This is a genomic window from Corynebacterium fournieri, from assembly GCF_030408775.1.
Classification (GTDB): domain Bacteria; phylum Actinomycetota; class Actinomycetes; order Mycobacteriales; family Mycobacteriaceae; genus Corynebacterium; species Corynebacterium fournieri.
Genome location: NZ_CP047210.1, coordinates 1,134,974 through 1,156,104, shown reverse-complemented (window position 1 = coordinate 1,156,104; position 21,131 = coordinate 1,134,974). Strand labels below are relative to the sequence as shown.

Annotated in this window: 24 protein-coding genes and 1 tRNA gene; 4 read left to right on the top strand and 21 right to left on the bottom strand. The window is 66.2% G+C overall.

Annotated features, from left to right (window positions below; translation table 11 throughout):
* Positions 1-40 precede the first annotated feature (40 nt).
* The 5 genes from CFOUR_RS05620 to secA2 all read right to left on the bottom strand — a co-directional run bounded on the left by CFOUR_RS05620 (position 41) and on the right by secA2 (position 4,872).
* Positions 41-607, bottom strand: coding sequence for a MerR family transcriptional regulator (locus CFOUR_RS05620; RefSeq protein WP_085957946.1), 567 nt, complete (start codon positions 605-607; stop codon positions 41-43).
* Positions 608-725: 118 nt separating this feature from the next.
* The gene (locus CFOUR_RS05615) at positions 726-1,286 is read right to left on the bottom strand and encodes a bifunctional nuclease domain-containing protein (RefSeq protein WP_085957945.1); all 561 of its coding nucleotides are present in this window, start codon (positions 1,284-1,286) and stop codon (positions 726-728) included.
* A complete protein-coding gene (gene ftsR / locus CFOUR_RS05610) occupies positions 1,286-2,047 on the bottom strand; it encodes a transcriptional regulator FtsR (RefSeq protein ID WP_230471840.1) in 762 nt (253 codons plus the stop codon). The genes CFOUR_RS05615 and ftsR overlap by 1 nt, the downstream gene beginning before the upstream one ends.
* Before the next feature lie 20 nt (positions 2,048-2,067).
* Positions 2,068-2,493, bottom strand: coding sequence for an oxoglutarate dehydrogenase inhibitor Odhl (gene odhI / locus CFOUR_RS05605; protein WP_085957944.1), 426 nt, complete (start codon positions 2,491-2,493; stop codon positions 2,068-2,070).
* 87 nt (positions 2,494-2,580) lie between these two features.
* The gene (gene secA2, locus CFOUR_RS05600) at positions 2,581-4,872 is read right to left on the bottom strand and encodes an accessory Sec system translocase SecA2 (protein WP_085957943.1); all 2,292 of its coding nucleotides are present in this window, start codon (positions 4,870-4,872) and stop codon (positions 2,581-2,583) included.
* A 109-nt stretch (positions 4,873-4,981) separates the two neighbouring features.
* Here secA2 and CFOUR_RS05595 point away from each other — a divergent pair, with 109 nt between their 5' ends.
* From CFOUR_RS05595 to CFOUR_RS05585, 3 genes are all read left to right on the top strand, one after another.
* Positions 4,982-6,208, top strand: coding sequence for a bifunctional alpha/beta hydrolase/OsmC family protein (locus tag CFOUR_RS05595; protein WP_085957942.1), 1,227 nt, complete (start codon positions 4,982-4,984; stop codon positions 6,206-6,208).
* On the top strand, positions 6,208-6,615 hold the full coding sequence (locus CFOUR_RS05590) for a YchJ family protein (RefSeq protein WP_085957941.1): 408 nt from the start codon (positions 6,208-6,210) through the stop codon (positions 6,613-6,615). The genes CFOUR_RS05595 and CFOUR_RS05590 overlap by 1 nt, the downstream gene beginning before the upstream one ends.
* A gap of 77 nt (positions 6,616-6,692) precedes the next feature.
* Positions 6,693-6,766: transfer RNA gene (locus tag CFOUR_RS05585), tRNA-Pro, on the top strand.
* Positions 6,767-6,805: 39 nt separating this feature from the next.
* Here the strand turns inward: CFOUR_RS05585 and CFOUR_RS05580 are convergent.
* The 5 genes from CFOUR_RS05580 to CFOUR_RS05560 form a co-directional block, all read right to left on the bottom strand.
* Positions 6,806-7,198, bottom strand: coding sequence for a VOC family protein (locus tag CFOUR_RS05580; RefSeq protein ID WP_085957940.1), 393 nt, complete (start codon positions 7,196-7,198; stop codon positions 6,806-6,808).
* 64 nt (positions 7,199-7,262) lie between these two features.
* Entirely contained in the window at positions 7,263-7,772 is a 510-nt protein-coding gene (locus tag CFOUR_RS05575; protein ID WP_230471839.1) for a 3-hydroxyacyl-CoA dehydrogenase family protein, read from the bottom strand.
* Positions 7,773-7,795: 23 nt separating this feature from the next.
* Complete coding sequence (locus CFOUR_RS05570) at positions 7,796-8,344, bottom strand: gamma carbonic anhydrase family protein (protein WP_085957938.1); 549 nt, start codon at positions 8,342-8,344, stop codon at positions 7,796-7,798.
* 47 nt (positions 8,345-8,391) lie between these two features.
* The gene (locus CFOUR_RS05565) at positions 8,392-9,357 is read right to left on the bottom strand and encodes a diacylglycerol/lipid kinase family protein (protein WP_179154844.1); all 966 of its coding nucleotides are present in this window, start codon (positions 9,355-9,357) and stop codon (positions 8,392-8,394) included.
* Between the two features lie 36 nt (positions 9,358-9,393).
* Entirely contained in the window at positions 9,394-10,335 is a 942-nt protein-coding gene (locus tag CFOUR_RS05560; RefSeq protein WP_085957936.1) for a CE1 family esterase, read from the bottom strand.
* Positions 10,336-10,355: 20 nt separating this feature from the next.
* On the opposite strand from CFOUR_RS05560, the gene CFOUR_RS05555 reads away from it, so the two are divergent.
* Positions 10,356-11,147, top strand: a complete 792-nt coding sequence (locus CFOUR_RS05555) for a class I SAM-dependent methyltransferase (protein WP_085957935.1) — start codon at positions 10,356-10,358, stop codon at positions 11,145-11,147.
* On the opposite strand, the gene CFOUR_RS05550 is transcribed toward CFOUR_RS05555, so the two are convergent.
* The 11 genes from CFOUR_RS05550 to CFOUR_RS05500 all read right to left on the bottom strand — a co-directional run bounded on the left by CFOUR_RS05550 (position 11,141) and on the right by CFOUR_RS05500 (position 21,129).
* The gene (locus tag CFOUR_RS05550; RefSeq protein ID WP_085957934.1) at positions 11,141-11,839 is read right to left on the bottom strand and encodes a CE1 family esterase; all 699 of its coding nucleotides are present in this window, start codon (positions 11,837-11,839) and stop codon (positions 11,141-11,143) included. The two genes, CFOUR_RS05555 and CFOUR_RS05550, sit on opposite strands and share 7 nt — an antisense overlap.
* 4 nt (positions 11,840-11,843) lie before the next feature.
* Positions 11,844-13,472, bottom strand: a complete 1,629-nt coding sequence (gene der, locus CFOUR_RS05545) for a ribosome biogenesis GTPase Der (protein ID WP_085957933.1) — start codon at positions 13,470-13,472, stop codon at positions 11,844-11,846.
* Positions 13,469-14,170, bottom strand: coding sequence for a (d)CMP kinase (gene cmk / locus CFOUR_RS05540; RefSeq protein WP_290180221.1), 702 nt, complete (start codon positions 14,168-14,170; stop codon positions 13,469-13,471). Before cmk ends, der begins: the two co-directional genes overlap by 4 nt.
* A complete protein-coding gene (locus tag CFOUR_RS05535) occupies positions 14,170-15,099 on the bottom strand; it encodes a pseudouridine synthase (RefSeq protein ID WP_085957931.1) in 930 nt (309 codons plus the stop codon). Before CFOUR_RS05535 ends, cmk begins: the two co-directional genes overlap by 1 nt.
* Before the next feature lie 11 nt (positions 15,100-15,110).
* Positions 15,111-15,704 (bottom strand): SMC-Scp complex subunit ScpB, encoded by a 594-nt coding sequence (gene scpB / locus CFOUR_RS05530; protein WP_230471838.1) that lies wholly within the window; start codon positions 15,702-15,704, stop codon positions 15,111-15,113.
* 37 nt (positions 15,705-15,741) lie between these two features.
* A complete protein-coding gene (locus CFOUR_RS05525; RefSeq protein ID WP_085957929.1) occupies positions 15,742-16,566 on the bottom strand; it encodes a segregation and condensation protein A in 825 nt (274 codons plus the stop codon).
* Positions 16,566-17,435, bottom strand: a complete 870-nt coding sequence (locus CFOUR_RS05520; protein ID WP_085957928.1) for a ParA family protein — start codon at positions 17,433-17,435, stop codon at positions 16,566-16,568. The genes CFOUR_RS05525 and CFOUR_RS05520 overlap by 1 nt, the downstream gene beginning before the upstream one ends.
* A gap of 61 nt (positions 17,436-17,496) precedes the next feature.
* Entirely contained in the window at positions 17,497-18,651 is a 1,155-nt protein-coding gene (locus tag CFOUR_RS05515) for a hypothetical protein (protein ID WP_290180218.1), read from the bottom strand.
* A gap of 45 nt (positions 18,652-18,696) precedes the next feature.
* Positions 18,697-19,617, bottom strand: a complete 921-nt coding sequence (gene xerD, locus CFOUR_RS05510) for a site-specific tyrosine recombinase XerD (protein WP_290180216.1) — start codon at positions 19,615-19,617, stop codon at positions 18,697-18,699.
* Between the two features lie 3 nt (positions 19,618-19,620).
* Positions 19,621-20,268: an NUDIX domain-containing protein gene (locus CFOUR_RS05505; RefSeq protein WP_085957925.1), complete on the bottom strand. Its 648-nt coding sequence runs from the start codon at positions 20,266-20,268 to the stop codon at positions 19,621-19,623.
* A 9-nt stretch (positions 20,269-20,277) separates the two neighbouring features.
* Entirely contained in the window at positions 20,278-21,129 is an 852-nt protein-coding gene (locus CFOUR_RS05500; RefSeq protein WP_085957924.1) for a copper transporter, read from the bottom strand.
* Positions 21,130-21,131 lie beyond the last annotated feature (2 nt).

Sequence of the window (21,131 nt, the reverse complement as noted above, 5' to 3'; positions counted from 1 at the left end):
GTAGTTCCCAGCCCGGGCTTTCTGCCGTTTGCGGAAGGTTTTAGGAGGTCTTGCGGCGGCGACGGTCCGCGAGTTCATCGAAGCCGATGACGTTGTCGGCCGCGTCGTCGATCACGCGCTCGGACGGGAACGCGGAGATGGTGCCGGTGAGTTCCTTCATAATCTGCGGCACTGCGATGCCGAAGACGCCCTGGCCGCCGCCGAGCAGGTCGATGATCTCCTCGTTGGAGCGGCACTCGTAGACAGTCACGCCGTCGGAGACAAGCGTGATCTCCGCGATGTCGGACACACCACGATCGCGCAGCTTGTCCACGGCGAGACGAATGTTCTGCAGGGAGATGCCGGTATCCAACAGGCCCTTGACAATCTTCAGCACGAGGATGTCTTTGAAGGAGTACAGGCGCTGGGAACCGGAGCCCTTCGCGCCGCGGATGGACGGGCGGACCAGACCGGTGCGCGCCCAGTAGTCGAGCTGGCGGTAGGTGATGCCGGCGACCTGGCATGCGATGGGCACGCGGTAGCCGACCTCGTCGGTCGGTCCGACGTCGAAAAGCGATTCCTGCACAGCCTGGATTTGGCCGTCCTGCGTTTCCTCGATGATGCTCACGTAATTACTCCCATGAAAGTTAGCTGTAAGCCTAGTGACTATTAAAGGCTAAGCATACGTAACCGGTCAATAGTCACATGCGTAACACGCCGAAACTCTCAAGGAATACTTGAGGGTTTTACCCCTCCTCGGGGTCATCCTCCCCTAAATCCGCATCCTCGACACCGAGGTTGCGCATCAAGGCCTCAAAATCCGCGTCCGCTTGAGCATCGCCGCTGGCGGAGGTGGAATCATCCACGAGCTCCGCTTCTTCGATCTCGGCCTGCAGATAACGCAGGGCATCCTCCTTGGAAAGGAAGAGCGATGCCTGGGCGGCGACAGTCTCATCGACCGTGAGCTCCAAGTCCAACTCGCTGGCCAACAACAGCGCGTCTGAGGCACGGAGATCGATCTCGGCACCGCCGTACAGCGTCAACGTGGCCATGAACGTGCCGTTGACGTAGTTGGACAGCTCCAGACTCTCCGCACCGTTGGTGGTGCTGTCGATGAGGTCGGCAATCGCGTCGACGGGGCGCGGTCTGTTCGGTGCCCATCCATCGATACGGGCCGCCAGTTCCGCGCCCTCAATCGGCGGCAACCAGACCGGAATGCAACGCCCGCCCAGTGGTCGCTGCAGCAGCGCGCAAAGGAAGTCTTCCGGTCCAACCGGAAAAACGCCGATCAGGCTGACGGCCTCCATTAGCTCCCCAGCTGCTTGCGCAGCTCGTTTTTCACCAACGACGCGTGCAGGGAAACCACCAGCGCGGACATCTGCTGCGCGATCTCTTCTGCCTTCTGCTTTGCGGTCACCTTTCCGGATTTCGCCACCGGCTCCGCCACCTGGTTGATCATGTCCGCCTGGCGGGCCGCAGCAGTACGCAGCGTTTTCAGGTGGCGCGCGTCGAAACCGAACTCCGCAAGCGACAGTGCGGTGGTAACGGTACGCACGTCGTCAGCCGTGAACAGCCCTGCTGCATCCGGGGTGATCAGGCCGACCTTGATGTACTCCTCCACCGTCGACGGGTCGGCCTGGGCCTGCTCCGCCACGTCGGCGTCGGTCAGCTGTGTTGCGGACGGCGCGCGGAAGGTCTCCGGGGAGATCATCGGCTCGGACTCGCCCGCAGTGAGGATTGCGGTGACATGGCCGGAGTCCATCGCCTCCAGCTGCTCCCGAATCACCTTCAGCGGCAGGTAGTTGTCGCGCTGCGTCACCAGGATGTAGCGCAGACGCTCCACGTCCTCTTCGGTGAAGCGGCGGTAGCCGGACGCGGTGCGCTGCGGAGTGATCAGTCCCTCGGATTCGAGAAAGCGGATCTTGGAGACGGTCACATCCGGAAACTCTGCGCGCAGCCGCTCAAGCACCACGCCGATGGACATGGTCTTGGCGGTCTTCGCGACCTTCGCCGGCTTCGCAGACGCGGCGGTGGTTGCTGTGGGTGCCGTCTTACGGATAGCGCTCACGTGATCGAACTCTTCTCTAACTACTTGCTGGCGGTGATGAAGACGAGACGGAACTTACCAATCTGGATCTCGTCGCCGTGCGTCAGCTCCTGCGAATTGCGCGGCTCGCGGTTGACATAGGTGCCGTTGAGGGAACCCACGTCCACGACTTCGTAACCGCCCTCGTTGCGGCGGAACTCCGCGTGGCGGCGCGAAACGGTCACGTCGTCCAGGAAGATGTCGGCCTCCGGGTGGCGGCCTGCGGTGGTGGACTCCTGGTCCAGAAGGAAGCGGGCGCCGGCGTTCGGGCCACGCTTGACTACGAGGAGAGCCTCCCCATCCGACAGCTGGTCTGCGCCCGCAGCCGAGTCGGCGGACGACGCTGCCCCGGACTCCATTTCCTTGAGCAGGTCAGCGCGGAACACCGAGGTGGTTTCGACCTGGTTCTGCGGCGTGTTGTCGCTCATGGGTAACTCCTGACTTTCGAGTCGTGGTTGAGATCTCTCGCCATAATAGCGCCCGACCCGCCCGCGGGTGGGCCGAGCGGAAAATGCTTAGCGGAAAATATTGCCGATTCCAGAGATTACCGAGTTTCCAGACCCGGCAAGCGGGTTGTCGGAAACCATGTAGGTCCACGTCGCGCTCGGCCGCTTCCAGCCCGCGTCGGCCAGGTGCGCGCCCTGCGCGTCGATCTCGACGGTGCCAAAGGTCTCTACTGCCGCTTCCACCGCGCGGTTGGCCAGATCCTTGAACTCTCGCACGGCAATGCGGTGGTATTCATCAATCGGCGTCTCACGCGCAATGGCGCGCAGGTGGATCGACTCGCGGACATCGTCCATCAGCGCCAGGTGCTCGGACCACTCCGCATCGAGGTGGAACAGCATGATCTCGCGCGCTGCCTGCTCGAGCACGTCTTGGGGCAGGCCAGACAGTTCCGCGGCGCGCTGCGGCGCGCGCTGGGACAACTCCCGCCAGGCGGTGTCGGTATCCAGCAGGGCGGCGCGGCGCTCGTCGAGGATGTCGCGGTGATCCGCGAGCAGCTTGTTGTACTTCCAGGTCTGCGAGTGGATCTCCAGCAGCTGCCCTTCGGTCACCCGCTGGCAGTGCTCAATGAAGTGCTGCGCGCGATTGCCCGAGATCCGACCGTCCGCTTCCGGGTGAGCGGTGAACTGTTCGCCGTCGCCGCCGCTGGTGACAATGTCGTCGTCGAGGGAGACAAAGAACACGCTCAAGCCCGGGTCTCCCTGGCGGCCGGCACGCCCGCGCAGCTGATTATCCAAGCGCGCGGTGCGGTGGCGCGCGGTGCCGATGACCGCCAGCCCGCCGAGCGAGGCCACCTTGTCGTGGTCGCGCTCGTCCGCCCCGCCGAGACGGATGTCGGTGCCGCGGCCCGCCATCTGCGTGGACACGGTCACGCGCCCGACATCGCCAGCCTCTGCGATGATGCGGGCCTCCTCCGCATCGTTTTTCGCGTTGAGCACGTTGACGTCGATGCCACGCTGCTTCAGCGCCTCGGCCAACGCCTCCGACTCCGCCACATCGTGGGTGCCCACCAGCACCGGCTGGCCGGTGTGGTGGAGGTGTTCGATTTCATCGACGATGGCGGCGTTTTTCTCCTCCATCGTGGCATAGATCCGGTCCGCCTCGTCGAAGCGCTGCAGCTCGTTGGCGCGGTCGATCACGGATACGTGCAGGCCGTAGAAGGAGCGCAGCTGGTCGGTCGCTTCCACGGCGGTACCGGTCATGCCGCACACCAGCGGGTAGCGCCGCATGAGCGCTTGCAGCGTGATCGAGTCCAGGATGCGCCCGCCCTCGGAGACGTCCAGGCCCTCCTTCGACTCGACGGCGGCCTGCAGCCCGTCCGGCCAGCGCTGCAGCTCGGCCACGCGGCCGCGGGATGCGTCCACGAGCGCGACCTTGCCGTCTTCCACGATGTAGTGCACGTCCCGGATCAGCAGCGCCTTGGCGTGCAGCGCGAGGTTGACCCGCACCAGCGTGGAGCCGATGTGCTCGTCGGAGTAGAGCGAGTCGATGCCCAGCAGGCGCTCGACCTTGGTCGCGCCGTCGTCGGTGAGGAAGGCGTTCCTGCCGTCGGCGTCGATGGTGTAGTCCTTGCCCTCGTCGAGGTGGGAGACGGCCTCGGTGATCTGGCCGGTGGCTTGCTGGGAGCCTTCGGAGCCAGCGAGCACCAGCGGGACGAGCGCCTCGTCGACGAGCACGCTGTCAGCCTCGTCGACCAGTGCGACATCGGCCGGCGGTTGCACCGTCTGGTCGCGCGAGGTGATCTGGTTGTCCCGCAGGTAGTCGAAGCCGATCTCGGTCACAGGCGCGTAGATGACGTCGCTGCGGTAGGCGGCGACGCGCTCGTCGCGTGTCGACGCCTCCGTGACCGCCGCCACCGTCAACCCGAAAAACTCCACGAGCGGGCACATCCACTCCGCGTCGCGGGCCGCCAGGTAGTTGTTCACGGTGATCAGGTGCACGCGCTTGCCCTGCAGCGCGAACCCGGTCGCGGCCATGGCGCCGACGAGGGTTTTGCCCTCGCCGGTGGCCATCTGGATCACGTCGCCCTCGAGCAGGCGCAGCACTGCCTGGTTCTGGACTTCAAACGGGGTCATGCCCAGGGTGCGCTGGGAGGCGACGGACAACCCGGCGAGGAACCGGGGTTTGTCTGCGATCGCCCCGTCGCGCACGGTGGTGCGGACTGCGGAGGCCAGCGAAGCATCGTCGAGAAGCGACAGCTCCTCGATCAGCCCGTGCGCGTCCGCGACCACGGCCTTCGACTTTTTGTTGTTGCGCTCCGAGGTGGAGCCCATGGCCTTCCAAAACCAGTCAAACTTGCCCATAAGAGGTAAGAATAACGCCAACGTGCCAAACCGTTGGTGCGACGATTAGTCTTGCAGCGAAAGTAACCGTTGCGTACAACCGCCGAGCCGCAGGAGGAAACGGCTACCCATGCTGTCTATGAACGTCAAAGTCCCGTCGTCGAAGGGCCACATGATGGCTGGCACCATCGACCGCCCGGACGGGCCCGCGCAGGCCTACGCCATCTTCGCGCACTGCTTCGCCGGATCACGCCACACCCCTGGCGCGTCCCGCATTTCGAAGCGCCTGACCGAACACGGCATTGCCACCCTGCGCTTCGACTTCCCCGGCCTGGGCCAGTCCGAGGGCGAGTTCAGGGACACCTCGTTTTCTGAAAACGTCGACGACATCGTCGCGGCCGCGCAGTGGCTGGAGGAAAACTACAAGGCGCCGCAGCTGCTCATGGGCCACTCCCTGGGTGGCGCGGCAGCGCTGAAGGCCGCCACCCGCCCCGAGCTGAAGAAGATGATCAAGGCGGTGGCCACCGTCGGCGCGCCCTTCGACCCCGCGCACTCCGTGCTGCACTACGCCCACGCGATCGGCGAGGCGGACGCAAACGGTTCCGTCGGCGTGGTCCTCGGCGGGCGCGAGCTGACCATCTCCCGCGAGTTCTTGGAGGATCTGGCGGAGACTAACCCGGAGGAATACCTGCCGAAGCTGCGCAAGCCGCTTCTGATCGTGCACTCGCCTATCGACGTCACCGTCGGCATCGACAACGCCCAGAACATCTTCTCGCTGGCCCGCTACCCCAAGTCCTTGATGTCGCTGGACAAGGCGGACCACCTGCTCACCCGCCAGGGCACCGCGCAGCGGGCTGCGGACATCATCGGTTCCTGGGCCGTGCAGTACACCGAGCAGCTGTTCGTGCCGGCGAAGACCACCGACACCAACGCGGTTTCCTACTCCGCCCGCGGCACGAAGTACGGCGACGTGGTGCGCACCTCCGATGTGGCGATTACCACCGACCGCTCCAAGAACACCGGTGGCAAGGGCCAAGGCGTGACCTCCACCGGCCTGTTCATGTCCGCGCTCGCCGTGAGCTGCTCCCAGGCCGTGCGCGAGGCTGCCAAGGGCATGCCGCTTGACGACGTGCGCGTGGAAGTCAACCACAACGGCGACGGCACCTTTACCCGACTGATCACGCTCTACGGCGACTTGTCCGACGCCGAGGTGGAGAAGCTGCGCGCCGCCGGTGCCGCCTCCACCGTGGACGGGTACGTGGAAAAGGGCGAGATCGCCACTACCGTGGAGACCGCCTCCCTGGAGCGCCGCCGCCGCCAGAACAGGCTCCACCGCGCGGAGCGCCTGGGCAAGTAATGGCTTCTGCGTCTTCCGGGCCTTCTGCGTCTTCGGGGTCGAAGCTGTGCCCCTGCGGCCTGGGCATGCCCTACGAGGCATGCTGCGGCCGCTACATCTCCGGTGCGGCCACCGCACCCACCGCTGAGGTGCTCATGCGCTCGCGCTACACCGCCTACGTGCGCGGCGCGGGCGACTACGTGGCGGCGACCTGGGCCGAGGAGACCCGGCCCGCGGATTTGCCTGTGGAACCGGCCGGCGAGCCGTTCACCCAGCTCGAGGTGCTCGACACGGAGCGCGGCGGGCCTTTCGACGCTGCCGGCGTGGTCGAGTTCGCCGCCCACTACCCCGGCGGTGTCATGCGGGAACGCTCTCGCTTCGAGCGACGCGCCGGCCAGTGGGTCTACGTCGACGGTGTTGTCCAGTGACCGTCCAGTGACCTGCCGGTTTTGGGTGCGTATGACAGTGCTGTAATATTTACGGAGTTACCGTTTCGGTAGCGGATCGGGCTGTGGCGCAGTTTGGTAGCGCACCACACTGGGGGTGTGGGGGTCGCAGGTTCAAATCCTGTCAGTCCGACAAAGTCTTTTTGGGGGGTCGCGGGGTTGGGGGCTCCCGCTAGTCAATTGGTGCGACCCGAATTTTGTTGCCGTCGGGATCAGCAACGACGAATGTCGTGCCGAAGACGTCTTCGTAGGGCGCACTCAGCACGGCCACGCCCTTGCCCTTCCAGGCCTCAAAAGTGTCCATGACACGCTCGGAGTCCATGTTGAGGCAGATCTCTGTCGTGCGTGCGGGAGCATGGCTCAGCTCTTCTGCATTGCCGGTCCATAGCGCAAGCGCCACACCATCCGCCAACGCAAACGTGACGTATCGAGGAGACACGAAGTCCGTCTCCAACTCGAGTAGCTCAGAATAGAACGCTACAGCCTTGTCTATGTCGCTGACGTAGACGATAAAGACTATTTCTCTCGACACTTCGAAATCCCTCCACGCTCGGGTATTACGCATAAAAAGGCCCTCGGCAGAAGGCTACAGCACTCTGCCGAGGGAGGGTATTGACTTCCCCGTGGGGCTAGGACACGATCTTGCCGTTGGCGTCGTAGGTGAAAAAGCCACGGCCCGCTTCGAGCCCGGTCCTGCCGTCCGCGATCATCGGCTTTAAGGTCTTTTCCACGAAGTCCTTCTGCCATTCGGGGGCGTTGGCGTTGGACTCGATCACCGCGACCAGGGTGCGTACGCCGACGAGGTCCATGATCTCGATGGGCCCGCGCGGCGAGCCGGTGGAGTTGCGCCAATCGCGGTCGATGTCGACAGGGTCAGCGATGTCGTGGTGCAGCAGGTACATACCTGCGCTGAGCAGTGGCACGAGCAGCGTGTTGAGCACGTAGCCGAGCTGCTCGACGTACCTCGGGTTGGCGCCCTCGTGCGGCATGATCTCGGCGGTGTTCTGGATCCAGATGTGGTTGGCAAAGTGCAGCACCAGGAAGCGCTCCGGAGCTCCGGTTACATCTGCGAACTTGCTCGGCATCAGTGTGGAGGTGTTGGTGGCGAGCACGGCGTCTTCCGGGGCGTACTGCCCCACCCTGTGTGACTGTGGATGCATTTTTACTGTGACATTTTGGACACATCCTCGCGCGTAACCGGGACCAAGCCGCTCGCGGCGCGCCGGCCCAGCTCGACGTAATACGCGGCGTGCTTTAACCGCGCCGCAAAGGTCTCCGGCTCGAGAGTGCGCTTCACCTTCGCCGGCACCCCGGCCGCCAAAGAAAAGGCCGGCAGTTCCTGCCCCTCCAGCACCACTGCTCCCCCGCCGACGATGCTGCCCTTGCCAACCCGGGAGCGCGACAGCACCGTCGCGCTCATGCCGATCAAGCAGCCCGGCTCGATGTGGCATCCGTGAACCATGGCGAGGTGGCCGATGGTCACGTCTTCTTCGAGCACGGTCTCGCCGTCGGTATCCACGTGCAGCACCGAGCCGTCCTGAACGTTGACGCGCTCGCCGATGCGGATGGTGCCCACGTCGCCGCGGATAACAACACCGGGCCAGATGTTGGCGTCCTCGCCGATGGTCACATCGCCGATGATGGTGGCCTCCTCCGCGACGAACGCGGAAGGATGGATTGTCGGAGTTTTGCCTTCGAAGCTGTAAATCATGGGGCCCATTGTGCCCTCAGCGGCTGCGGTGGCGCCTGCGCTGCCATTCAGCACACCACACGCAAGGTGCCCGGCATCACGTCGAAGCTCACGGAGCTGACCGCACCGGCCGAGTCGCCGTCGAGCTCCAGCGGCTCCGGCTCGGCGAATTCCAAAGTGATCCGCCGGCCCGCGAGGTACTGCATCGTCGACGGCGTGGCCCCCGATGGGCGCGCCGGGTGCCCGCCCGGCAGCAACGCATTGATGTTGCCGCGCACGGTATCCACCGCCAGCTTGCCGCCGATGCCGGCCCAGTCCGCTACGTCCTGAGCGCGCAGGCACACGGCGTCGAGCACGCCGTCGTCCGGCAACGCATCCGGCAGCAGCGGGATGCCGCCGACGAGGTCGCTGCAGTTGCCCACGATGAAGGTGTGCAAGGCGGTGGTGACCGGAGGATCGTCGTCAAGCGAGATGCCCACCTCGACGCTGTTGCCGCCGCCGAGGGACTGCAGCACCGCGGGCACATACGCCAACGGGCCAACCGCAGCCTTCACGCTCTCCCGGGTCCGGCGGATCATGCCGGCATCGACGCCGACGCCCGCCATCACCGCGAAACCGGAGTGCTCCGTGCGCCCGGACAGATACGTCATTTCCGCACGGCACAAATCAATCAGCCGATCCCCGCCAGCAAACGCACGGTGCACGGCGCTCTCCAACAGCAACGGGATGCCCAGGTTGCGGGCCAGCATGTTGCCCGTGCCCGCCGGGACGATCGCCATGGGCACCCGCGAACCGGAAACGGCCAGCGCGACCATGCGCACCGTGCCATCGCCGCCTGCCGCAATGACCAAGTCTGCGCCTTCCTCCACGGCGTGGTCGGCCTGGGCGAATCCGGGCCCCTCACAAGTCGTGGCCGCCCACTGAACGCGCGCGGAAGGCCACGCATAGCGCTCCACCGCCCGCCGCAGCCGGCCCAGGTGCACCTTGGCAGGGTTGTAGACGACCGTCACCTGGGGGTTCGGAGGAACATGCACAGCATTCATGGTAGCCGGATCGAACGCGCGCTGCCCCTACGACAAACCGACGCCGAGGAACTTCAACAGCGTGTTGGTGGCAAATCCCGCAGAGACCAACCCGGAACCGTCGACGCTGCCGCCGGGCCAGACGTGCGGCCCGCCGTCGATGCGGAAGTGCGCTTGCGCGGCATCGCACCCCTCCCAGGTGAGCTCCGTGACCGTCGGGGACAGCGCAACGTCTTCGCCCCTGCCCGCGCAGTGGTTGCGCACCGCGGATTCCTCCAGCATCTCCGGCGTGGAGTTGTACACCGTTTCGTGGCGCTCGCCGCCGTCATAGGAAATCACCGGGTCCGCGGTGCCGTGGAAGTCCACGTGCTTCATGGGGATCTGCGAGCACTGCTCCGATACGCGCTGGTAAAACGCGCCTGCCACGGTGGCGATGCCGCTGAACTCTTGGGGGCGCTGGCACCCCACGAACGCCGCAAACCCGCCGCCGTTGGAAAACCCGGCGGCGAACACGCGGGTTTTGTCTATGGAGAACTCCCCCTCCAGCTGGGAGACGACGTCGTCGACAAATTGAAGGTCCTGCTGCCCCGTCGTCTCCGCGTAGGGCGCGGGCGCCCAGGCATTGCCCACGCCGTTCAGAAACGCCACCACAGCGTCCGCCCGATCCAGCTGGGAGTGCTGGCGGAACCGCTCCGCGTCCTCCCGGTAGCCGTGAAAGGCGAGGATTAGCGGCAGCCGCTCGCGCTGTTTCGCCCCCTTCGGCACCGACACGATGTAGCTGCGCTTCAGCCCGGCCGAAGTGACCTGCCGGCTTTCGCGGGCGGGATCGGACCACGGTTCCACTTCCCGCACGACGTCCTCCGGCTGGTCGGGCAACGTCGTAATCGCGGTGCGCAGCCCGCCGGACTGATCCGAGCACCCGGCCACGCTCAGGCACCCGGCTACCAGCACGGTGGGTGCCACTGCGCGCACTACGTCCCGGAAAAACACGAAAGGTAGATTAGACCATCATGCAGGCGAGCGGAACACAGCCGGGGCCCAGCAGGAAAGCCGGGCCCACGTTTAGGGACCCGAAGCACAGAAGCGGCACTGCAGCCGCCTTTTCCCGCGACGCCACCCGCTACGACGCGGCGCGTCCCACCTACCCCGCCGCCCTCGCCGAGCTCGTCGGCCCGGGCGTCGTCTGCGACCTCGGCGCCGGCACGGGCAAGTTCACGCAGTTGCTTCTCGACGGAACACGTTCCGTTTACGCCTGCGATCCCAGCGAGGACATGGCCCGGGTATTCCAGCGCGTCCTGCCGGAGGTACCAGTCTGGCGCGCCACCGCCGAAGCCACCGGCCTGCACAACGCCTCTGTGGACGCACTGACCTGCGCCCAATCCTGGCACTGGGTGGACGCCAACGCCGCGAGCGCCGAGGCCGACCGCGTGATCCGGCCCGGCGGCCGGCTCGTGTTGTGCTGGAACACGCTGGCCGTGCGCCACCCCTGGGTGTTGCGCCTGAGCCGCATCATGCACTCCGGCGACGTCCAGCGCGAGGGCTTCTACCCGGACGTCGCCGCCCCGTGGGAGCTCAAGCGGGAACTGCGCAAGGAGTGGGTGCACCCAATCGCGGTGGAGCACTGCTTCGAGCTCATGGCCACCCGCTCCTACTGGCTCAGAGCCAACGAGCGCACCCGCGCCAAGATGGAAGCGAACCTCAATTGGTACCTCTACGAGGGCCTCGGCTTCGACCCCGGCGACACCGTTCCCCTGCCCTACCGCACCGACGCCTTCGTCTACCAGCGCCAGCGTGGTCAGTAATCCACGCCGAAAAAGTCCAGCACCGCCTCAGTGGCATCCACGCCGCGCCGGGCGGCCGGCATGCCTGTGGGCCACGCGTGCCCCATCCCCTCAACGCGGATCAGCTCCGCGCGGGCCCGCCCCTCGTTGCGCCTGGCAAATGCGGCCACCACGTCGGGCGCGCCGAAGGTGGTGTCGTCCTCGGCACCGCTGTACGGGGAGCGCTGCTCGCCGTGAAACGGCACAACATCGTCGAACGTGCCGTGGATGTTCAAGTAGTCCAGTGCGTCGCCCGCGGCAATCTGGCGCGGGGTGGCCCGCACCGCGGCGGCGACGGTGGCCACCCCGTCCAGCTCGAGGTCGCTCAGCGCCAAGTGCACGGCCAGGCCTCCGCCGTTGGAAAACCCGGCCACGAAGGTCTTCGTTGTGGGGAAGGTAGACCGGAGGTCATCGATAATCGCGCGCACGCACGCCACATCCTCCTCGAGCGAGGTCTGCGCGTACGGCGCGGGCGCCCACGCAAGACCCACGCCCGTGGGCGTCGCAACGATCGCGCGCGCCCGGTGCAAGCCCGTGCCGGCGAGAAAGTCGTGGCCGTTGTCGCCTTTGCCGTGCAGCGCCACAACGACCGGCAGCGCAACGGCTGTGCCCTGGGGGACGCTCAGGTGGAAGCTGCGTTCACGCCCCATGACGTTCACCGTGCGCTGGCGCATCGTGCTAGCCCTTCTTGCCGCGGCGCTCGCGCACGCGTACAGCGATGCGCACCGGGGTTCCGTGGTAGCCGAACTGCTCGCGGAACTTCCGCTCCAAGTAGCGGCGGTAGCCGGCATCCAAAAAGCCGGTCGTAAACAGCACGATTGTCGGCGGACGCGTGCTCGCCATCGTGGCAAACAGCAGCTTGGGCAGGCGGTTGTTCTTCATCGGAGGCGGGTTCGCCGCGATCGCCTCACGCAGCCAGTTGTTCAGCTGGCCGGTGGAGATGCGCTTGTCCCAGTTGTCCAGCGCTTCCTTCATCGCCGGTTCCAGGCGGTGCAGGCCGCGGCCGGTGTCCGCGGAGATGTTGAGCTTGGTCACCCATTTGAGCTGACCCATCGTCTCGTCGAACTCGCGGTCGAAGTCGTACCTGCGGTCCTCGTCCATGAGATCCCACTTGTTAAAGCAGATCACCATCGCCTTGCCGGCCTCGAGCACCATGGAGATCACGCGCTGGTCCTGCTCGGAGATCTCCTCCGAAGCGTCGATGAGCACCACGCACACCTCGGCAGCCTCGATGGTGCCGCGGGTGCGCAGCGAGGCGTAGTACTCGTGCCCCTGCGCGTTTTTGACCTTCTTGCGCAGACCGGCGGTATCGATAAACGTCCACAGGTCGTCGTCGAGCTGCACCAACTCGTCCACCGGGTCCACCGTCGTACCGGCGACGTTGTCCACCACAGAACGGTTGGACTTAGTCAGCTTGTTCAACAGGCTCGACTTGCCCACATTCGGCCGCCCCACAAGCGCAACGCGCCGCGGGCCGCCGGTGATCGATTCCTTCACCCGCGGCTCGTCCGGGAACAGGCGCAGGATCTCATCGAGCACGTCCGCGCCGCCGCGGCCGTGCAGCGCCGAGACCGGCCACGGATCGCCCAGACCCAGCGAGTAGAAGTCGGCCACGTCGCCCCACTGGCTGTCGGACTCGAACTTGTTGGCCACCAAAATCACCGGCACCTCGGCGCGCTGCAAGTTGCGGGCCATCACGGCATCGGTCTCCGTCACACTGGTCTTGGCGTCGACCACCATGACAATCACGTCGGAGGTGGCCATCGCCGCCTCAGCCTGGCGGGCGATGGCGGCGTGAATGCCCTTCGCGTCCGGGTCCCAACCGCCGGTGTCCTGCACCCAAAAGCGGCGCCCGCCCCAGTCCGCGATGTAGCTGACGCGGTCGCGTGTGACACCCGGGTGGTCCTCCACCACAGCCTCGCGGCGGCCGATGAAGCGGTTGACCAGCGAGGACTTGCCCACATTCGGGCGGCCGACGATGGACACCGTCGGCAACGCCTCGGTGACGACGTCGGGCTGGGCCAGACCATATTCGGCCTCGAGAGCAGCCCACTCTTCCTCAGTCAGCTCGTCGTCGCTGTCGTATCCGTCGCCGTAGTCGGCTTCGCCGAACTCCGCTTCGTCGAACCCCTGAAGGTCCTCCTCGGCATCGAAGTCCTTGTCTTCGTAGTACTCCGCGCTGTCCGCGTCGACCTCGTAGGCCTCCATCGCGCTATAGCCGGACGCGTCGATGCCGGGCTGGATGAACTGGGTCTCCGGCTCGGCCTGCTCGCCGTTTTCACCAGTGTTGTGCGTGCGCTCGCTCATCGCGCGCTCCTTTCCACGATCCCGGTCAGCGCCTGAAGCACCTCGTCCGGGGTCATCTCGGAGGTATCCACCAAAACGGCATCGTCCGCTGGCTTCAGGGGGCTGGTCGCGCGGGAGGAATCAGCCTCGTCGCGGCGCTGCACGTCCGCCAGCACAGCATCGAAATCCGCTTCGCGGCCTGCGGCAACATCCTGGTCGTAGCGGCGCTTTGCGCGCACCTCGGCGCTGGCGGTCATGAACACCTTCGCCGGCGCGTCAGGCAAGACGACGGTGCCGATGTCGCGGCCCTCCACAATCGCGCGGCCCGCCTCACGGGCGAGCTTGCGCTGCAGCTCGACCAGGTTGACGCGCACCTCCGGGATAGCGGAGACAGCGGAGACGTGGCGTGTGACTTCCGCGCCACGGATCTCAGCCTTCACGTCCTCGCCGGCGAACAGCACCTGCGTGGAATCCGGGTCGTCCGAAACCTCCAGAGGCAAATCCGCGGTGGCGTCAATGACCTTGGCCGTATCAGCGGGATCGATGCCGGCACGCAGCACTGCGAGGGTGGCCACGCGGTACATCGCGCCAGTATCGACGTACTTTGCGTCGAGACGCTTCGCCAGCGCACGGCACATGGTGGACTTGCCGGTGCCCGAAGGCCCGTCGACAGCCACGATGAGCCCGCCGCTTTCCGTGTTGGACAGCTGCTGTGCCATCACATCCCCACCGCCTTGTACAGCGAAGCCAGCTCGGAGGAGTTCAACGCTCGCATGGAGCCCGGCTTCATGTCGCCGAGCTGCACGGTGTGGAACTTCGTGCGCACCAGGCGCTGCACCGGGAAACCAGCCTCCTTGAGCATGCGGCGCACGATGTGCTTGCGGCCCTCGTGCAGCTCCACGCGCACGATGGACTGACCGTTGTGGACGTCCACGATCTGCGCGTAGTCAACCTTCGCCGGGCCGTCGTCAAGCTCGATGCCCTGCTTGAGCTGCTTGACCAGGGCGTTGTTCGCCTCGCCCAGCACGGTGGCCAGATAGGTCTTCGACACCTCGTACTTCGGGTGAGTCAGCCGGTTGGCCATCTCGCCGTCGTTGGTCAGCAGCAACAGCCCCTCGGTGTTCGCATCCAAACGCCCCACGTGGAATAGGCGCTGGCCGGCGGCAGTGCGCTCGGACAGGTAGGAGCCGACGGACGTGCGGTCGAGCTCGTCCTTCATGGTCGAGTGCACGCCGCGCGGCTTGTTAAACACGAAATACTCGTGCTCCTCATTGACGTTGATGCGCGCACCGTCGACGCGGATGATGTCCACGTTCGGGTTCACACGCAGGCCCTGGCGGTTGACGATCTTGCCGTTAACCTCCACGCGGCCCTGCTCGATCATCGCCTCTGCGTGCCGGCGCGATGCCACACCAGCCTGGGCGAGCACCTTCTGCAGGCGCACTCCCTCGGCGGCTGCCTTCGCAGCACCGGGATCCTCGTCCCACCAGTTATCGTCCAGCGGGTTCGGCTCGTTCTGGGCGGCGTTTTCACGCCTCTTGTTCAAGCGGACATTCTGTTTCTTCGCCGGCTTGGCGTAAGAGATGTAGAACGGATCGTTCTTCTCACGCTTTTCCGGTGTGCCGTCTCGGCGAGCGGGTGGTGTCATACCCGCGGAGCTTACCAGGCGTCTTCGATGGAATCGACGTCCGGAAGCAGCGGCGCGAGCTCCGGGAGGCGCTCGAGTGAATCGATGCCCAAAAGCTCTAAGAACAGCTCCGTGGTGACGTAGCGGTGCGCGCCGTGCCCGCCCACTGCGCTCTCGTTGTCCTCGCTGTCACCGTTTTCGCCGCCGGGATCCACCTCCGCAATCAGCCCGCGCAGGGCCAGGGTGCGCATCACTCCGTCGACGTTGACCCCGCGCACGCCCGCCACCTGCGCTCGCGTGACCGGCTGGCGGTACGCCACCACCGCCAGCGTTTCCATGGCGGCGCGCGAAAGCTTCTTCTGCGTGCCGTCCAGCAAAAACGCCTCCACCGCATCGGCGTTGTCCGTGCGCGTGTACAACCGCCACCCTTCGGCTGTCTCGCGCAGGTCCATGCCGCTGCCCCGCTCGTCGAGTTCTCGGGAAAACTCCCGCAGCTGGTCGGAGACCTCCTGCGAGGCCGCACCGAGCGCGCGGGCCAACTCCTCCACCGCGACGGGCGCGTCTACCACCAGCAGCACCGACTCGATGCGCGAGCGCAGCTGCGAGACCATGGGCAAGTGTTCCATGCTTCGGCAGTGTATCGGGTGGCTTTGCTGGGGGCTGCTACGTCCAGTTCGACGCCGCCACCACTGCTGGGTCCACGTCCAGGCCGGTCCACGACACGTCGAGCCGCCCCAGCGCCTCCGGCTGCTCCGTCTCCACCGCCTTGGCCTTGTACAGCTCCAACAGGGCGAGGAAGCGGCCCACCACCTCCATGGAACGGGTGCAGTCGCGTGTCAGCGCCGCGAAGGTGAGCCACGCACCGGAACCGGCGAGCTTGAGGGTGTCCAGAATCTTGCCGGCCTGTTCGGGCACGGAAACCGCAACGGCGTGGAGGTGGTCTGTGCGCACCTCCTCCGGCGGGCGCGGGCGGAACACGCTGGCGGCCAGCTCCGCGAAACTCGCCGGGGTGTGGCCCAGCTCCACCGGCGGCAGGAGATCCACAAAACGGGGCTCCATCGACACGGCGCGCGGGTAGCGTCGCAAAGCATGCTTCTGCCACTCGGCGAACTGGTCCGCCACACGCTGGTAGGCGCGGTACTGCAGCAGGCGGGCGAAAAGGAGGTCGCGCGCCTCCAAAAGCTCCAGGTCCTCGATATTGTCGCCGTCGCTGCCCGGCAGCAGCCGCGCAGTTTTCAAGTCCAGCAGCGTCGCGGCCACCACGAGAAACTCCGTGACCTCGTCGAGCGCCTCCGTCTCGCCGAGTGCGCGCGTGTACGCGATGAACTCGTCGGTGACCTCGGCCAGCGCCACCTCCGTCACGTCCAGCTTCTTCGACTGGATCAGGCTCAGCAGCAGGTCAAACGGGCCCTCGAAGTTCTGCAGGGCGAGGGTGAACCCGGTGATCTCGGGCTGGGGGTACTGCTCCGCAGCAGCGGGCGCGGCCACTAGCTGGTGCGCTCCAGCACCTCAAGCGCCAGATCGCGGTACTGCTTCGCGCCCTGGGAGTTCGGCGCCCAAGTGATAATCGGCTCGCCGGCCACAGAGGTCTCGGGGAAGCGCACGGTGCGGGTGATCACGGTGTCGAAGACGCGCTCGCCGAAGACCTCCACCACCCGGTCCATCACTTCGCGGGCGTGGGTGGTGCGGCGGTCAAACATGGTGACCAGGATGCCCACGATGTCCAAGTCGAAGTTGATGCGGTCGCGCACTTTTTCCACCGTGTCCGTCAACAACGCCAGTCCGCGCAGCGAGAAGTACTCGCACTCCATGGGAATGATCACGCCGTGCGAACAAGCCAGCGCGTTGACGGTGAGCAGACCCAACGACGGGCCGCAGTCCAAGATGATGAAGTCGTACTCGTTGCGCACCGGACGCAGCGCGCGAGCGAGGGTGTGCTCGCGCCCCACCTCGTTGACAAGCTGAATCTCCGCCGCAGACAAGTCGATGTTCGCCGGCACGACGTCCAAGCCGGACACGTTGGAGGTCTTGATCGCGGCGTGGATGCTCGCGGTGTTGTCGAACAGCAGGTCGTACACGGTGACCTGGTCCTCGTCGTACGCCACGCCGAGGCCGGCGGAAAGCGCACCCTGCGGGTCCAAGTCCACCAACAGCACCTTTCGGCCCTGCTCCGCCAGGCAGGCGCCGAGGTTGATGGTGGAGGTGGTCTTGCCCACTCCGCCCTTCTGGTTGACCATCGAGATCACCGTGGCGGGCCCGTGCCGGTCCAGCTCTTTGGGCTGGGCGAATTCGCGCCACGGCCGCCCGGTCAGAAACGTTTTCTGGTCCGCAGCGTCAAACAGCGCCTCGTCCGCCATGGCCGATCCTTCCCTCGATCACGTCCAAACCCTTGACTTCCGCCATCTTACAACGTTGTGATTATGCCCGCCCACGACGCTTGCGCAGGAAGACGATGAGCAGAGCCAGCGCCGCCAACAGAGCCACGCCAGCGATCGCCAGCGGCACAACATCGCTCAGTGACGTTGATTCGTCAACCCCACGGCCTTGATTGTCCCGTTGGGCGTAGGAGCCGTACTCGTTGTCGGCGTTGTCGTCGCCGGCCTGCTCGACGGGCGAGCCGGAGGAGGTGATCACCGCAACGAAGTCGGCTTTGCTGTCGCGCACAACCTCCATGATGAAGGGGTTGTCCGGCGTCTCCCCCTCTGGGTAGGTCAGCGTGATGGTGCGGGCGGCCTTATCCACCTTGCGCTCGACGCCTTCGATGATCTGGCCGTTGACGTCCAGGTAGCGCAACGTGGCGCCCTCGGTGTCGTAGCTGGCGTACTGCATGAGGTCTTTCACGCGGTTTAGCGGAACCTTGACCACAATCTTGTTGCCCTGAATTTCGCCGTCGAAATACAGCTTCTTCGCCGCCGAGCTATCTGCGGCCTCCGCCTTCGAGCGCTGCGGGTGCGACACAGCGGGTGCGCCCTCGCCGCCAGCACCACCCGAGCTGGCAGAGCCGCCGGATTCGCCAGACTCACCCGAGTCAGCCCGGCTGCCGCCCTGCTCGCCGCCGCTGCGTTCACCGTCGGACTGCGCGGAACCGCCAGCGCCTTGCTCAGCACCTGCGTCCGCGCCGTCGTTGCCGCCTTGCGATGCCGAGCCAGCTGCCCCTGCCGAGCCGCCGCCACCAGCGTCCGCGGAGCCCTCGCCGCCGAAGTCCGCGGAGCCGTCATCCACGGCCACCAGGTTCACGGATGCGGTGTAGCCGCCGGCACTCGCCGGCACAGACGCCGTCGCACCGGGCTGATCCGGCGCGCTCACCGTCACAGACGTGCCCGAGGACGTCACCGTCCAGCCGCCCGAGGAGTAGTTCACGTCCACCGGCACCCCCACGTCAACGGTCGTGCTCTGCCCCGCCGGAACGGAGATCTCGCTGGGGATCATGGACTGCACCTCGTCCGGGCTCATCCCGTTGGGCAGCTGCGCGCTAGCCAGCGGCGCGACCGGCGCGGCGAGCAACGCCGCTGCGGGCACGGCAAGCAGCGCGAGGCGGCGCTGCCGGCGCGGTCTGGGGGTTTCGGAACGCATGACGGGATCCTCTCGTCGCTTGAGACATCAATCAAGCAGCCGAGTCTACGCACGCGGATGCGTACTGCGCCAAACTTCCCGCAGGTTATCAGCTGTGATGTGCGTGTAGATCTGTGTGGTAGTTACTGAAGCGTGCCCGAGCAGTTCCTGAACGCTGCGCACATCCGCCCCGCCTTCCAGCAGGTGGGTGGCAAAAGAGTGCCGCAGGGTGTGCGGAGAAATGTCCTTGTCAATGCCGGCTCGTTGCGCGGCCTGCTTGATCGCGTTCCACGCACTCTGGCGCGACAGGGCTCCACCCCGCTTGTTCAGCAACAGGGCGTGCGAGGTGCCGTTGGCAAACGCCGGGCGGCCGCGCACGAGGTAGGCCTCGAGCGCCTCTTGCGCCTTGGAACCGAGCGGCACGAGCCGCTGCTTGTTGCCTTTGCCGGTTACCGCCAGCACGCCGCCGTACTCCGTGCTGAGCGCGGCATTGGCGTCGTCGACGCTCAGGTTCAGCACCTCCGAGACGCGGGCGCCTGTGGCGTAGAGCGTTTCCAAAAGCGCCTTGTCGCGCAGCCCGGAAGGGGTTTCGGTCGGGCACGCGTCGAGAAGCTTTGCCACTTCGTCGATGCTCAAGGTGTCCGGGAGCCGTTCGCCTGTCGACGGCGGCGAAACGTCCGCCGCCGCATCCGCCGGAAGCACGCCTTCTTCCACCCCGAACTTGTGCAGCCCCCGCGCCACAGTCAAGGCGCGCCCCGCCGACGCCGCCGCCAGCGGGCGAGCCCCGTCCACCCCACGCCGCAAGTCCGCCACGTAGGCCTCGATGTCGGTGGCTGTGACTTCACCCAGGTCGGACTTTCCCGCCACTGTAAGCCAGGCGATGTAGCGGTTGACGTCGCGCGTGTAGTTGCTCAGCGTGTGCGCGGACACGCCCCGCTCCACCGCGAGGTGCGTCAGCCAGCGCTGCCCCAGCGCCTGCGCGTCCACCCCCTAAATCCGCTTCATGTCGGGCACGACGCCCTGCTGCGCACGCCGGGCCGCCAGCGACGACGGGCGGAAACGGAACGGCTCGTCGACAGGCCTCGCGCTCTCTCCCCGGGCCACCAGACGGGCGGCAGCCAGAATGCCGGATACCGCGATGGAGTTGACGATCTCGCCCGAAAGAGCCTTATCTGCGGCGGTGTCCAGGTCCATCCACGTAAAGCCCATGTCGGCTTCCTCGTTTTCCGCCTCCGGCTGCTCCACTTCGCTGAGACCGCGGGCGATGAATACGCGCACGGCCTCCTCGGCGAATCCAGGGGAGGTAACCAAGTCGATCAGCACACCCCACTCATCAGCGGCCAGCCCCGCCTCCTCTTGGAGCTCGCGCTTCGCGCACTCCAGCTCGTCTTCAGCATGCATGTCCAAAAGGCCAGCGGGCAGCTCCAGCAGGCGCTCGCCCACGCTGTGACGGTACTGCTCCACCATCGCGACGCGGCCCTGCTCGTCCAACGCAACCACCGCGACGGCACCGAAGTGCTCCACTATCTCGCGGGCGGCGGTGGCCCCACCAGGCATGACCACCTGGTCTCGGCGGACGGCGATAATCGGTGCGTCGAGCACCACCTCGGAATCGGTGACGGTGAAATCGTGGCTCATGCCACCAGCCTACGAGCCCGCACTGCCGGAGGAAGACACGGCCAACACGGACTTGATGCGCCCCGCTTCCCGCTCGACGCCGCCGACGACCTTGACGCCGTCGATCAGGTCGGGCTCCTCGCCTTCCACGGCAAGCGCGGTCTTGCCTTCCGCGCCCAGCGCCTTGGCAAAGTCGCCGACAACCTTGGTGCCGAAGTCGCCGGCGCGTTGCGGCCCGTCCACGATCACCACGGCACCAGCGGGCACTATTGACCCGCTGAACTCGATAAAGCCCGCCTGGTGGAGCGTGTCCAGCACCAGCGTGCGATCGGCGGGCAGGGATTTCGCTTCCCCGGAGTTGCCGTCGTCGAACAGCACCGCAGCCAGCGATTCGCCAGCGTGCGTGCCCGGCGAACGGTCTTCCACCGATAGCTGCGCCCCGGAGGGCAGTGTGTTGGCCACGATGGTGGACAGCTCGTCGGCTCCCGACTGATCCGTAAACCGCTCGGTGAGCGTGAGCTCACCGGCATCAGAGGCGCCGGCGGCGTTGAGTAGCCAGCGCACCGATTCGACGTCGTCCGCGTTCGCTGCGGCGGTGCGTACAATCGTCACCGGCACCTCCTTGAGCGCCCCGGAGACGATGGATCCGGACTCCTGGGCGAGCAGCTCGTTCGCCTCGTCGGCCCGCGCTTCGGCGGCGGCGATATCCGCGTCGTCCACCGTCGGCTTCGCCGGCGCGTCGGGTTTATGCTCGGCAAACCCCAAATCCACCGTGCCTGGCATCGCCGGCGCCAGCACGAGCGTGCCCAACGCGATACCGAGGGCTGCGCCCCAGCCCAGGCCAGCAGCCACCAGCCCGGCTCTGCCTTTCGTTTTCGCCATGA